Here is a 13,307-nt window from a genome sequence, read left to right as displayed (position 1 = left end):
TCGCTTTTTCAAACCATCAATATTTATTTAGCAATGCCATTATTTCATTACGATAGCTGATAATATATTCTGATTATAAGGTTCTTGCAAATGATATGAGCGTCTTTTACTTGGATATTTTAACGGATTTGTGTAAGTATCTTCAGCAATATTTTTTATATCTTTGACGCCTGCTTCTTTAAGTTTTAACTCTACAAAAGCCGGTAAATCAAACATATAATGATTTTCTTTTATAGAGTTTATAAAAAACTGTTTATTGTTAATATCCTTACTTAAGAAAGCTTTATAATATTCATCATCAACTTCATATGAACTTTGAGCTATAGCAGGCCCTATCACTGCTATTAAATTCTTTGCTCCTTTTTCTGTTATTTTAGTAACTATATTACTAATAATATTATTTATACTTCCTTTCCAACCTGCATGTGCCGCTCCGATTATTTTACCGTCGCCGCTTGCAAGTAATACCGGTACACAATCTGCCGATTGTACCGCTAATACTAAATTTTTCTTAGTTGTAATGCTGCCATCTGCTTCAGGTACGGCAATTATGGACTCATCAGCATTAACAATTTGATTGCCATGTACTTGGTTTAAAATTAAAATATCTTGTGCTTTAAAATAAGTAGTAATAGATTTTTTGTTTTCAACTATTTCTGTTTCATTTATAGAGTTATTTTTTTTTATATATCTATGACTAGAATTATTGAATGTTTTGTCAAAAATTTTATAATAAACTGATCCGTTTATTAATCCTTCCATGAAAATACCACATATTAATTATAATAGTTTTATTAATACTTTATCCGGTCGTTTACAAAAAAATAAACAGCTAGAAAAAATAATAGCACAATTTCATCAAGACTATAACCTAATCCCTATTATCGGCGTAGAAATAGAGTTTTATTTAAGTCACAATATTGATATAGCTAAATTTGAAATACTTTCAAGAAAATACTTAGCTAGATTTAAAATTGCTAAAATAAAAAAAGAAAAAGGCAATAACCAATTTGAAATAGATCTTCCCCCTTCTGTAAATTTAATACAATATATAAAAAATATATTAGAGGTTAAAACTATTTTAAAAAAAATGGCACAGCAATTAAACGGTTATATAGATTTTTCGCCTAAGCCGTTTTTGGATGATTATGGTAATAGTATGCATTTTCATATTAATTTTAATCCCGAGTTCAATGATTATTATATAATTTTAGCAGCACAAGGGCTATGTCACTATATGTTAAACACTCTACTCGCTTTTATGCCTACTACTCTAGATTATTCACGGATAAATAAAAAATTTATGGCTCCTACGCATATATCGTACGGTGGAAATAATAGAAGCGTAGCCGTACGAACTCCAAATGCTTTTCCCAAACGTTTAGAACATCGCTTATCTTCCCCCGAAACCGATCCATATATAGCAATTTTTACTATTTTAAAGTCAATATTGTTGGCTTTAAAATCTCCAAGTTCGCTCCAAACAATAGAAAAAATTTACGGGAATGCTTTCGATCCACAATATAATTTAACTCCATTACCGACATCATCTCAGGAGAGCTTTATGTTATTTAAACCGGATTTTTTTAAATAATTTGTATTTTGTTCACAAAACCTAAAAACTAAACAATAATTGTTTTTTACAACTAAAATAAAGATTGATATAAAATATTAAATATAAAACTGCCGAAATTGTTTCAATTAATTATTTTATTTTTGTAAAACTAAGTACTAATGAAGTGCTTTAAGCTGCACTTTACTCTATATTTTCATAATTTTTCATTAGATAATTAAATTCCGCACCATAGATAAATATCATATTTATAATATAGAAGAATATTAATGTAACTATTATATTACCAAGGGAACCATACATTAGATTTAATTGATTATAGTAGACTATGTAAGTTGAAAGCAAATAGCCGCTTATTATCCATAATATCACAGTTAATAAAGCCCCTGGAAATACATCAATAAAATTTAGTTTTACATTAGGTAATATATAATACAAAGACGAGGCACCTAAAAATAATAAAATTAAAATTAAAGAATATCTTATAAAATTTAAAATGACCTTATATTTTTCAATGGTCTCTAATATTATCGGAATTTTTGTAAATAATATTGGAATCACCACTAAAAGAAACATAGTAAAGGTAATCAAGGCACTAATTATAAGAAACTGTATAATACTAAGTAATCTTCTTCTTATATAAGGGGGTGGAGATTTTATTTGATATACACGATTTAAAATAGTCCTTAAACATTCTACAAAAGAAGAAGCAGTCCAAATACTGCCTACTATGGCAAGATTCATTAAACTTTGAGGCGGAGCACTTAGTAATTCTCGTATTCTTTTTTCTATTGATTCCGTTGCTTGTTCCGGAAGACTCTCTAGAAAAATTTGTATAAAATTTTGACCAAGTTCTGAAGCTCCTAAAAAGCTTGTTAAAGCTAATAAGAATACTAGGAAAGGGAAAATAGATAAAAGTATCATGAATGACATATATCCCGAATGTTCAACGCCATCATCTTCTATTGTTCTAAATAAGGCTACGTAAAGACAATTAAAAATTTTTCTCATTATAAAAGCTAAGTTGTTATTGTTAATTTTATATTTAATCTTAAATAAGTTCGCTTTTTAAAAATAATTTTAAAGTTCTTATGATATTTTTATTTGATAAGAAATAATTTTGCACGATTCTTTAATAATTATTTACCAAATGATTACAAAAAACTTAAAAAATGTTATTTCATAGTTGCTTATAATATTAATTTATGGTATTATTTCTACTTACACTTGGATAAGTTTAATGGTATAAAATTATTAATAACCACATGTTTTATAATAATATATGATAATATCATTTTTGTTCAAAGAAAATTTTTAAATATAGATATAATAGTAACCAAGGAGAGGATAATGGGTAGAAAAAACGATATTATACAAAAAATCGATAGTTTTATCGGCAAGAAAATTTATTCTTTAAGACTCGCTAAGGGGTTGTCTCGTCAACAACTTGCTGAAGTAATTGATGTTACGCATCAACAATTACAAAAATACGAAAAAGCAATTAATAGAATTTCTGTAGGAAGGTTAGTACTAATCGCAGAAGCTTTAGATAGGAATATTGATTATTTCTTTGAAGGTTTAGAAGAAGCTAATAGACCGCAGCCCGTACATACTCAACATCAACGTATGTGCATTGAAGTTTCAAGAAATTTTATGAAAATTAATAGCACGGAAGAACAACAAGCCATTAATAATTTAGTAAAATGTTTAGCTGGAAAAGAAAAACTAAAAACTAATGCATAAAGGCAAGCTGCCATCCTTATTATGTTGTGATATCATTTATGTCATCCCCGCAGAAGCGGGAATCCAGAAAATAATTTTAATATTGATACGAAGTTACATATTTGATAAAATAAACATATAAAAAATAAGTTTTTTATATGTTTTACTAGATTCCCGCTTTTAGCTAGGAATAACATTGCTTGCCTTGATAATATACAGAATACAAATCTTGATCAGCGTTGTGGAGGGGAAGACTCTCTTTTAATAGGTGTTGATTTGTTTAAATTTTCCGACTGAATGCTATCTCTTGCATTCATTAATGCTCCCATAATTTTTATATTCTCTTCGATATTAACTCTACCTCTTCCTACTACCATTTTAGCTTTTTCAATATCCGGCTTATCTTTACTTATAGGTTTTAATTTAGACTTTCCTGATACTACCCTTACATCTTCCGTTTTAACACTAGGGTTTTCAATTGCTTCTGCTCGTTTTTGTGTTTGTTCTTGTAATAACTTATCTATAGTTTGTAAACGTACCTCTTTAGATAAAGTTTTATCATCAATTAAATTAGCTTTAATGAAACTTTGCTGTTCTGCAGTAGAAGATTTAGTACCAAATTCCTTTACCAGCTTATCTACTTTTTTTATTGATTCCTCTTTTTTTTCTTCAAGAGTTTTAAGGTTACCATTTGGAGAAAACATAGCACGAAAATTATTGACTTTCTCAACTGCAAGCTTAGAGATATTATTTAATATACTAGAAGTTTCTTGTACAATTCTTTCTTCTGACGACACTACCGGTTCTTTAGATTTTTCTAATGCTTCTATAACAGGATTAACAGCGTTAATTACTTCCTGAGCTTTGTTATATATATCATCGCGAGGCTTGTGTGCTTCTATATTCTGTCCTTTTAACCCTTCAGTTAAATTTTGAGTTTCTCTATCTAAAGCTGCCTCACTCGCTGCATCTTTAGCTTTTTTAAGTGCCTCTTTCTCAGAGTCATTAATATTACTATTATCGATCCCGCTAGAAACTGCCTTAGTTATTTCAGGACCTCCTTTGCCTTCATAAATACCGTCTACTAACACTTTAGTCATTAGCTCTCTATCAGGTGAATTAGTCTTACTTTCTGCAATACCTTTTTCCGCTGATGCCATAATAAGTGCTTTATTAGGTAAGGATAAAGAGGTATCACTATGAGTAGCTATAGTCTCGCCTACCCCTTTAACAATCTCTGCTTTGTCTTGAGCTTCAAGCGAGCTTCCTGCAACTGTGTTAGTAATTTCTTGAATTATTTCGCCTTTGACTTCTGCTGTAGCCGGACCATCTAAAACATTAGACGTAATGGCTTGTATGTTTGTTGTTTTTAATTTAGTATTACTTAGAGGATCAAACAAAATATCATTTACTTTTTTTATTGTATCTTTTTTAGTTTGTTCCGCCGTAATCTTATCTAAATTCTGCTGCATCAATTGTTGTTGTGCTGGACTGAGAACTTGGGCTTCTACACCTGTCTTTAATACAGAACCTAATAATCTTTGTTTTTCCGCATCGCTTAATTCAGAGACATTAACCTTATCACCTGCTGCTATAAGCATTATTCCTTTATCTTCAGTAGAAAGGTTACTTTTTATTACAACATCCGTAATACCGTCAATTGCTGCAGCTCTACTTGCATCATCTTTAAGACTTAAACCGACATCTACTGCTTTTTCTAACATCTGCTGTTTTTGCTTCGGCTCAAGATTCTCTGAATTTAAAGCGATAGCTACTGTAGCTTCAAGCATTTTTGATTTTTCTAGGTCTGGGGTATTTTGATCATTTTTTATGGTTTCTAATACTGCATTGACTCCAGCTACTTTTGCGTCCGGTGTGAGGTTTTTATTATTGACCGTATTTTCAGCTAAAGCAATGATATTAGCCTGCTTTTCAGCAATATCACTTTTCTCATTATTAAGAATTGTCGTGGCTGCTTCTTTAATTAAATAAATTTGTTTATTGCTATCAATTTCTTTTGTTAAACCTGCATTTACATAATTTAGTAAATCTTGCATGCTGCCTGATAAAGTCGTAGCTGCATTAAGAAGGTTTAGATTCACTTGTTGCGACTGTGGCATTTGTGAAGTCCCAGGTTGCAGTGGTTGGTTAGTAGGAGTAATTGGCGGTACTTGTTGTTTATACTGAGGTGGTTCAACCGATGAACTTGCTGTTTGCTGTGGAGTTATTAGCGGTTCTTCCTTACTTTGTCCTTGTCCTATTATAATATCTTCAGCTTGCGATAAATCAACGCTCTGCCCTTGGTTTAGTTCTACCTCTTTCATCATTTCTTTATATTTACCGCGTGTTACCGCAAGTGTATAAATTTCTCCACCATGCTCTATATAAGCTATTGCGTCATCTCCGGTTCCGGCAAATTTTAAAGGTTTTGGTGAGCTTATTTCTTTAAGTTGAGGTTTACCGTTTGGTCCTTCTTCGTAGTGGGCAGTGAAATATACGGCTTTATCTTTGGAGGGCTTTGTGCCATCAGCTTTTAATGCTACTATCGATAAATGCATTGACCCATCGGCTTTATCAAGTTTTATAGGAAAATCTATTTCCCTATATGAGCTGATCTGAACCTGAGTACCGTCTTGTTTAGCTACAGTAAAAGGCTTAGTTTTAACAGTTGTTTCATGTAAGGTACAAAGTTCATCACCTGCATCATTTTTAACTACTGTTGCTCTAAGATCGCTTGCACTTACTTGATTTTCCCACTGTACCGGTTTAAATCCACCAGGGTATCCACTAGCGGCACTAAATATATTATGAACATTTTTATAGCCGGCTATTTCTATTGATTCTAATTTCTTTTTAAGCTCAGGATTTTCTAAAGCCTTATCAATAAATTCTCTATTAGCCGGATTACCGAAAAAAGTACTTAATGTTTTATCTTTTTCTTCTTCTATTTCTTTTCTTTTTTGTTCAGCTAAATCACGGTCTGTAAGGGCTGCTAGGTCTTTTAATATTTGTTCTATTAAATTATCTTTTTGCGGTTGTATAATTATTTCTCTTACAGTCTTGGTTATTGGGTCTGATGTCTGACTGTCAGGAGAGATATTGCCCGATAAAGCACTAATTGAAGGGGTAGATTGAACAGAAGATGCAGAAGTAACGATAAAACCATCGTCAGCTTCTAGTTCTGGGGTTGTAGTTTGAGATAAAAATTCTTTTTGCTTTTGTTCTTCTGTATATTTCTTATTTGCTAAAGGATCAAATTCACTTGTATCTAGGTTACCGTCTTTACTCATAAAACCTCTCATTTAACCAAAAATTAATTAGCACAAACTGTAAGTGATGCGTAGTCAAGCCGATGTTGTTACGTTGATCTTTACCCTCTATGTCATTCCCGCGTAGGCGGGTATCCAGTCACTAATAAAGTCTAAGCACACTAGATTTTTAAATTAAAAGCTCGATTTATTTCGCTTTTTTCTGGATTCCCGCCTACGCGGGAATGACATAACATATCCTTTTTTCACAGTTTGTATTATACTGTCAAAGATAGTATATAGAGATTTTAATAATATCAAGAAAAAACTAATATTATTATTGAGAAAATTTAATAGAATTTTTATATTCTTTATTGAGTGCTTTAGTTGCCCAAAGCCAGGTTAAGCAAGTAATTATAAATATAATCATTAAACAGATGGAAATAGATTGATAACTAGTGGAAGGTAATATTATAAATACCAATGATTGTAAAAATGCACTACCAGATTTACCGAGTTTTGTACCTATCACGTCGGCAGCAGCTTTGCCTTTTATTTTTATTTCCGGATCTAAAGGAACATAGGCCATTTCTTTTGTTGAATCAAATAAGGTATATTTGCTTGATTTACTAAGCACATTTTGAATAGCACCTATTGTTATAGCAATTAAAGCAGGATCGGTTAGAATAAAATTTGCTATTATTAAGCCGGCAAATCTTTCAAAATTATTAACGGCAAAAAATAATATACCGGTAATAAAAACTATTAAAGGGGTGATAACAGCCGCCGTAAACCAGCCAAGTCTTCTAACTATATTTGAACCAAGTACGACAAATAAAATAGTAAATACTCCGGTATAGCTCAAATAACTTCCTATAAAAGCTGCATATTCGGTTGGAGTTTTATAAATTTTAGTAGCTGCTGCTTTCCAAGGACCTTCTACTAAATTAATGGCAATGCCATAGCAGATAAGCAAAGTTGCAATTAATCTAATATGTCTTGACGATAGAAGCATCTGAAAACTTTCGGCAATAGTCATAGATTTTTTCTTTGCTTTAAACCTGAGTAACGCCATATGCTCTTTGCCTAGTACTTTATGATTAAGCAACCAAAAAGTTTTAATAGCTATTATTCCTAAAATTAATACTATAGTTAGTATAATTTGTATAGAAAGTGTATGAAAAGACGATTGCAATGCAAATTTATTAGTTACGTAATCATTAATATTACTTAGATTTTCTAAAAATTGTCCTGCTAAATAAATACCTGTTTGACTAAGTAAACCGAATAACGGATAAAATCTTTTAGATTCTTCCACTGTAGTAATATTATTAACAAACTGCCAAAAAAGTAATGCGAAAACTACGTTTGGCCATAATTCGGCTATTATATAAAATAACGAAAAACTCCATTTTGATAAAAGCAATATAAACCATTTTAAATTAGGTAAACTTGCCGTTAAATTTTGAACGGTTACAGGGCTTAAATGCAGCATTTCATGATTTGGAAAAATAACGTAAGCAAAAAGAGCAAAGAATGTTAAAAATATTGATATAATAAGATAAAATATATTTTCTGCTTTCATCTTATTAACAAGCTTTACATATATAGCAGTCATTAAAAAAGCTGACGGCATCACTCCCCAAAACTTCAAAAACGAGATAGTCTCGGCACCGATCATAGTAGTAACAATACTATCTTTTAAAGCTCTGATGAGATTTTGGATAAATAAAATACAGAACATTAATAAAGTGATGAATAAAAATTTAGAAACTTCATGGCGTTTTATAGGCCAGATATAATCGGTAAGTTTGGAAAAATAGCTATTGATTTTAGAGGAAGAATTTTCTATATTGCTGGGGTTAATCGTCATTATTTGGTCTAACCTATCTTGCTATTGGCTAGAGTTGTATGTTAAAGATTTTCTAAATTTAAGTCAAGTTAAAATCAAATTAAAATGAGTAATTATTGGTTAAATATTTATAAACCAAGAGGTATAAGTTCTACTCAACTTGTTAGCATAGTAAAAAAAATACTTGGTAAAAACAAGATAGGACATGCCGGTACTTTAGACGTAGAAGCGGAAGGAATATTACCGCTTGCCGTAGGTGAAGCTACAAAGCTGATACATCTGCTAATTGATGCTAGAAAGACCTATATTTTTACCGTAAAATTCGGAACGCAAACCAATAGCGGCGATTATGCTGGTAAAGTAATAGCAACGAAAGATTGTATTCCTTCTCAAGAAGAAGCTTATGTCGTATGTTCTAAATTTATCGGTAATGTAACACAAATACCGCCGGCTTTTTCAGCTCTTAAAGTTAACGGTGTAAGAGCTTATAAATTGGCTAGAGAGGGAAAAAAAGTAGAATTAAAGCCACGAAATATAACTATTTATGATCTAAAATGTTTAAATTTTGATGAGAAAAATGCTACCGCTACATACTATACGGAATGCTCAAAAGGTACTTATATAAGGACTTTAGCAGAAGATTTGGCATTGTCCTTGCAAAGTTTGGGATTTGTGATAGAATTGCGCCGTACTCAGGTTGGAATATTTAAAGAAGAAAATGCTATCCGAATTAAATCGCCTTACGAAATTACCAAAAATTCCCTAGAGGAAAAAAGTATAAAGATAGAAGCAATACTGGACGACATCCTGGTTCTTGATGCAACTGACAGCCAAGCACAGCAAATTAAATATGGACAGAAATGTTTATTTAATTATGAAAAAGACTTTAGACATCTTGCCAAATTACCTCTAGAAGTAGAGTTTGGCAAGATGTCTGTTGATCTTTTATGGGTTCGCTATAAAGGCACTTTGCTTGCAATAGGTAGCTTAAACAAGAGTTGCTTTAATTCTTTACGAGTATTTAATTTAACATAAAACTTCTTTTAAAACTGGAAGTCTATATATTTAAGGAGAAATTATCGATGTCGATTACTACAGAACGTAAACAACAATTAATTAAAGAATATGCTATAACGGAAAATGATACCGGTTCAAGTGCAGTGCAATGTGCTATCTTAACTGAAAGAATCAATAATTTAACCGAGCATTTTAAATCTAACCATAAAGATCATACTTCAAGACGCGGATTATTAATTTTAGTCGGGCGTCGCCGCAGATTACTTAACTATATTAAAAAAAATAATGTTAGCAAATATTTAGATTTAATAAGTAAGCTAGGAATTAGAAAGATTAAGTAGTTGGATAATCGTCATTGCGAGCAGCCGTAGATTGCATGGCGATCTCGTCAAATATCCTGATATTGCTTCGTCGAATTACTTCGTAATTTTCCTCGCAATGACGTGGTAGAATACAATAAAATATAAATTATGAAATGAGATAAATAGATGTTTAACGAAATAACTAAGAGTGTTACATGGAACGGGAAAGTTCTTGAGCTTAGTACAGGTAAAATAGCAAGGCAAGCTGACGGGGCAGTTACGGTAAAAATGGGTAATTCCGTTTTATTATGTACGGCAGTAGTAGCTAACAAAGCAAAAGAGGGTATAGGTTTTTTTCCTTTAACAATTAATTATAGAGAAATGGCATATGCTGCCGGTAAGATACCAGGGGGATTTTTTAAACTTGAGGGAAAAGCATCAGATAGAGAAGTTTTAGTATCTCGTTTAATAGATAGACCGATTAGACCATTATTTCATCCGGCTTTTGTGAATGAAACGCATGTAACTTGCAGTGTGCTTTCATATGATCCTGAAACTCCGGTAGATATACTTGCAATTATCGGTGCATCGGCTGCACTTAGCCTATCCCCTGCTCCTTATCTAGAAATAGTTGCGGCAAGTAAAGTGGGTTTAATCAATGGTGAATTTGTTTTAAATCCGACACTTGAATTATTGAAAACAAGTCAGCTTGATTTAGTAGTTGCAGGAACATCAGATTCAGTAATGATGGTTGAATCGGAAGCTCATGTACTCTCTGAAGAACAAATGTTAGAAGCCGTAAAATTGGGATTTGAAAGCTTTCAGCCGGTAATAAAGATAATTAAAGAACTAGCAGAAGAAGCTAAAAAACCAAAACTTGAAATGCAAGATTTATATCCTGCTTCATTAAAGAAAGAAATTGAGAAGTTATTTGTAAAAGAAATTGAACAAGCTTTTGCAATTAAATCTAAACAAGAACGTAGCACTAATTTAGATTTAATACCTGAAAAAGTTCTTACACGTTTTGTAAGCGACATAGAAAATAAAAAATATAGTAATTATCAAATCGAATCAGCTTTAAAAGCTATTGAATCAGATATATTACGTAACGAGATTTTAGAAAAAAATAGACGTATCGATGGAAGAAGTACCACGGATATAAGACAAATTGCTTGTGAAATAGGTTTACTACCTTCCGCACATGGTTCAGCTTTATTTACTAGAGGTGAAACGCAAAGCTTAGTTAGTACTACATTCGGTACTAGTTTAGATGAGCAGATAGTTGACAGTTTAGAGGGTGAGTATAAAGAGCGTTTTATGCTCCATTATATCTTTCCGCCCTACTCTGTAAATGAAGCAATGCCGATGAAAGCACCTAGTCGTCGTGAAGTCGGACACGGTAAACTCGCATGGCGTGCTATTAATCCAATATTACCTAATAAAGTACAATTTCCTTATTCTATTAGAGTAGTTGCCGAAACTACGGAGTCTAACGGTTCTTCTTCAATGGCAACTGTTTGCGGTAGTTCTCTTGCTTTAATGTATGCCGGCGTACCGATAAAAGCACCGGTTGCGGGTATTGCTATGGGACTTGTTAAGGAAGGCAAAAAATTTGCCGTATTATCGGATATTCTCGGCGATGAAGATTATTTCGGTGATATGGACTTTAAGGTTGCAGGAACTAGCGAAGGGATTACTGCATTACAAATGGATATCAAAATATCCGGAGTAGATTTTAAAATAATGAAAGTAGCTTTAGAGCAAGCACGACTCGGTCGTTTGCATATACTGGAGCAAATGAATAAAGTCATCAGTAAACCAAATAACGAACTAAGTAAAAATGCTCCTTCTATTACTACTATAAAAATAGATAAGGATAAAATTAGAGATATTATAGGACCGGGCGGTAAAGTAATAAAGGAAATTTGTGAAACTAGCAGTGCTAAAATAGATATAAGCGATGACGGTACGGTGTCTGTTTATGCTTCAGATAGAGATAAGCTAAAAGTTGCCTTAGATAAAATTAAAGCTATTGCCGTTGAACCTGAAATCGGTGAAATATTTAACGGTACGGTAATGAAAGTCTTAGATTCCGGTGCTTTTATTAATTATTTAGGTAATAAAGACGGCTTTGTTCATATTAGTGAAGTTTCAGAAGAAAGAATAGAAACGGTTAGCAGTGTTTTAAAACAAGGCGATATAGTAAAAGTTAAGCTAATAGGCTTTGATAATAAAGGCAAAGCAAAATTAACTATTAAAAATGCCGATAAAGATAAATCTTCAAATAATACAAAGCCAAAAACTAATGTTAATAATGCTAAGGACAATTCAGAACCTGAGCAGCGGCGTGATTCTAGTAAAAAACGAGCTTGGAATGAAGATAATAATGTTGAAACTGTTGAAGTAATTACAGAACGTAAGTATTTTAATTGATATGAAGTTTAATCGTCATTGCGAGGAAATTACGAAGTAATTGACGAAGCAATTTCAGGAGTTTGTTATTATTTCATGAGATTGCCGTGCAACCTACGGTCACGATGACGGTTCGGGTATCCACAAAAATAGCTCATAATACTAATAATTTACTGGATGCCGTGGACAAGCCACGGTATGACAATGAGTAAATAAATGACCGACACAAATAATTACCAAATTATCGCAAAGAGGGTTATTTCTAGTGAGGCAAGTGCTTTAGAAAAATTATCCGAAAATATCCCTGAAGACTTTAACAGAATTATAGAATTTTTACTGTCTTTCAAAGGACGGATAATCCTAACCGGCATAGGCAAAAGCGGTTATATTGCAAGAAAAATAGCTGCTAGCTTTTCTTCAACCGGTATGCCTGCTTTTTATTTACATCCGGCAGAAGCCAGTCACGGCGATTTAGGTATGGTGACGAGAAATGATCTAGTAATTATGTTATCTAATTCCGGTGAAACTAAAGAACTATTTAATATAATTGAATATTGCAAGAACTCTTCCATAAAAATTGCTGCAATGACAATGAATAAAAATTCTACTTTAGCTAAAAGAAGCGATTTTTTATTAATAGTACCTGAATACCCGGAAGCTTCTGTAATTGGAGCTCCTACTATATCATCTTTAATCATGCTATCACTCGGTGATGCTTTAATGACTGTTATACATGAAAAACGAGGCTTTACTAAAGATGATTTTAAAATTTATCATCCGGGAGGTACAATTGGTGCTAATTTAACAAAAATTAAAAACCTAATGCGTAGCGGTGATGCAATACCTTTAGTATATGAAGATACTTCCTTTGCCGAAACTATAATTATTATGAATAAAAAACGTTTAGGTTGTACGCTTGTAACAGATAAAAACCAAAATTTGGTGGGAATTATAACCGATGGGGATTTACGTCGTCATGTTAACGATCAAATCCACTTAAAAACAGCATCAAGCATTATGACCAAAAACCCTATTCATATCTCATCGGAAATATTTGCAAAAGAGGCTTTAAATTTAATGAAAGCCAAGAATATCACTAATATACCGATTGTTGATGATAATATTATTATAGGCATTATTCATATTCATGATTTACTACGCATAGGGGTTAGCTAAAATCT

10 protein-coding genes are annotated in these 13,307 nt (G+C 32.1%); 6 read left to right on the top strand and 4 right to left on the bottom strand.

Translation table 11 applies throughout. The features are described from left to right. Positions 1–39: 39 nt before the first annotated feature. Positions 40–762, bottom strand: a complete 723-nt coding sequence (gene pgeF / locus MCI_RS00435; protein ID WP_012150859.1) for a peptidoglycan editing factor PgeF — start codon at positions 760–762, stop codon at positions 40–42. Here pgeF and MCI_RS00430 point away from each other — a divergent pair. Continuing rightward, the gene (locus MCI_RS00430; protein WP_014409204.1) at positions 761–1,594 is read left to right on the top strand and encodes a glutamine synthetase family protein; all 834 of its coding nucleotides are present in this window, start codon (positions 761–763) and stop codon (positions 1,592–1,594) included. The two genes, pgeF and MCI_RS00430, sit on opposite strands and share 2 nt — an antisense overlap. Before the next feature lie 162 nt (positions 1,595–1,756). On the opposite strand, the gene MCI_RS00425 is transcribed toward MCI_RS00430, so the two are convergent. Beyond that, positions 1,757–2,584 carry a YihY/virulence factor BrkB family protein gene (locus tag MCI_RS00425; protein WP_014409203.1) on the bottom strand — a complete coding sequence of 276 codons (828 nt, stop codon included), beginning with the start codon at positions 2,582–2,584 and terminating at the stop codon, positions 1,757–1,759. 339 nt (positions 2,585–2,923) lie between these two features. On the opposite strand from MCI_RS00425, the gene MCI_RS00420 reads away from it, so the two are divergent. Beyond that, positions 2,924–3,316 (top strand): helix-turn-helix domain-containing protein, encoded by a 393-nt coding sequence (locus tag MCI_RS00420; RefSeq protein ID WP_014409202.1) that lies wholly within the window; start codon positions 2,924–2,926, stop codon positions 3,314–3,316. A 212-nt stretch (positions 3,317–3,528) separates the two neighbouring features. On the opposite strand, the gene MCI_RS00415 is transcribed toward MCI_RS00420, so the two are convergent. Together MCI_RS00415 and tlc4 are read right to left on the bottom strand one after the other, a co-directional pair. Further along, complete coding sequence (locus tag MCI_RS00415; RefSeq protein ID WP_014409201.1) at positions 3,529–6,585, bottom strand: Sca4 family spreading effector; 3,057 nt, start codon at positions 6,583–6,585, stop codon at positions 3,529–3,531. A 295-nt stretch (positions 6,586–6,880) separates the two neighbouring features. Continuing rightward, positions 6,881–8,416 (bottom strand): NTP/NDP exchange transporter Tlc4, encoded by a 1,536-nt coding sequence (tlc4, locus tag MCI_RS00410; RefSeq protein ID WP_014409200.1) that lies wholly within the window; start codon positions 8,414–8,416, stop codon positions 6,881–6,883. A gap of 84 nt (positions 8,417–8,500) precedes the next feature. On the opposite strand from tlc4, the gene truB reads away from it, so the two are divergent. From truB to MCI_RS00390, 4 genes are all read left to right on the top strand, one after another. After that, entirely contained in the window at positions 8,501–9,430 is a 930-nt protein-coding gene (gene truB / locus MCI_RS00405) for a tRNA pseudouridine(55) synthase TruB (protein ID WP_014409199.1), read from the top strand. Positions 9,431–9,477: 47 nt separating this feature from the next. Further along, positions 9,478–9,753 carry a 30S ribosomal protein S15 gene (rpsO, locus tag MCI_RS00400; protein ID WP_004995678.1) on the top strand — a complete coding sequence of 92 codons (276 nt, stop codon included), beginning with the start codon at positions 9,478–9,480 and terminating at the stop codon, positions 9,751–9,753. Between the two features lie 147 nt (positions 9,754–9,900). Continuing rightward, a complete protein-coding gene (pnp, locus tag MCI_RS00395) occupies positions 9,901–12,147 on the top strand; it encodes a polyribonucleotide nucleotidyltransferase (protein ID WP_014409198.1) in 2,247 nt (748 codons plus the stop codon). 195 nt (positions 12,148–12,342) lie between these two features. Further along, entirely contained in the window at positions 12,343–13,302 is a 960-nt protein-coding gene (locus tag MCI_RS00390; RefSeq protein WP_014409197.1) for an SIS domain-containing protein, read from the top strand. Positions 13,303–13,307 lie beyond the last annotated feature (5 nt).

The organism is Rickettsia montanensis str. OSU 85-930 (genome assembly GCF_000284175.1).
In the GTDB taxonomy this organism is placed as follows: domain Bacteria; phylum Pseudomonadota; class Alphaproteobacteria; order Rickettsiales; family Rickettsiaceae; genus Rickettsia; species Rickettsia rickettsii.
The sequence above is the reverse complement of the archived record's forward strand: the minus strand, read 5'-3'. Positions and strand labels throughout refer to the sequence as shown.

Bases quoted from the DNA above. Each gene is read 5' to 3' on its own strand.
- MCI_RS00430 (WP_014409204.1), top strand. From the start codon at position 761: ATGAAAATACCACATATTAATTATAATAGTTTTATTAATACTTTATCC.
- MCI_RS00420 (WP_014409202.1), top strand. From the start codon at position 2,924: ATGGGTAGAAAAAACGATATTATACAAAAAATCGATAGTTTTATCGGC.
- MCI_RS00425 (WP_014409203.1), bottom strand. From the start codon at position 2,584: ATGAGAAAAATTTTTAATTGTCTTTACGTAGCCTTATTTAGAACAATA.
- MCI_RS00415 (WP_014409201.1), bottom strand. From the start codon at position 6,585: ATGAGTAAAGACGGTAACCTAGATACAAGTGAATTTGATCCTTTAGCA.
- rpsO (WP_004995678.1), top strand. From the start codon at position 9,478: ATGTCGATTACTACAGAACGTAAACAACAATTAATTAAAGAATATGCT.
- pgeF (WP_012150859.1), bottom strand. From the start codon at position 762: ATGGAAGGATTAATAAACGGATCAGTTTATTATAAAATTTTTGACAAA.
- MCI_RS00390 (WP_014409197.1), top strand. From the start codon at position 12,343: ATGACCGACACAAATAATTACCAAATTATCGCAAAGAGGGTTATTTCT.
- truB (WP_014409199.1), top strand. From the start codon at position 8,501: ATGAGTAATTATTGGTTAAATATTTATAAACCAAGAGGTATAAGTTCT.
- tlc4 (WP_014409200.1), bottom strand. From the start codon at position 8,416: ATGACGATTAACCCCAGCAATATAGAAAATTCTTCCTCTAAAATCAAT.
- pnp (WP_014409198.1), top strand. From the start codon at position 9,901: ATGTTTAACGAAATAACTAAGAGTGTTACATGGAACGGGAAAGTTCTT.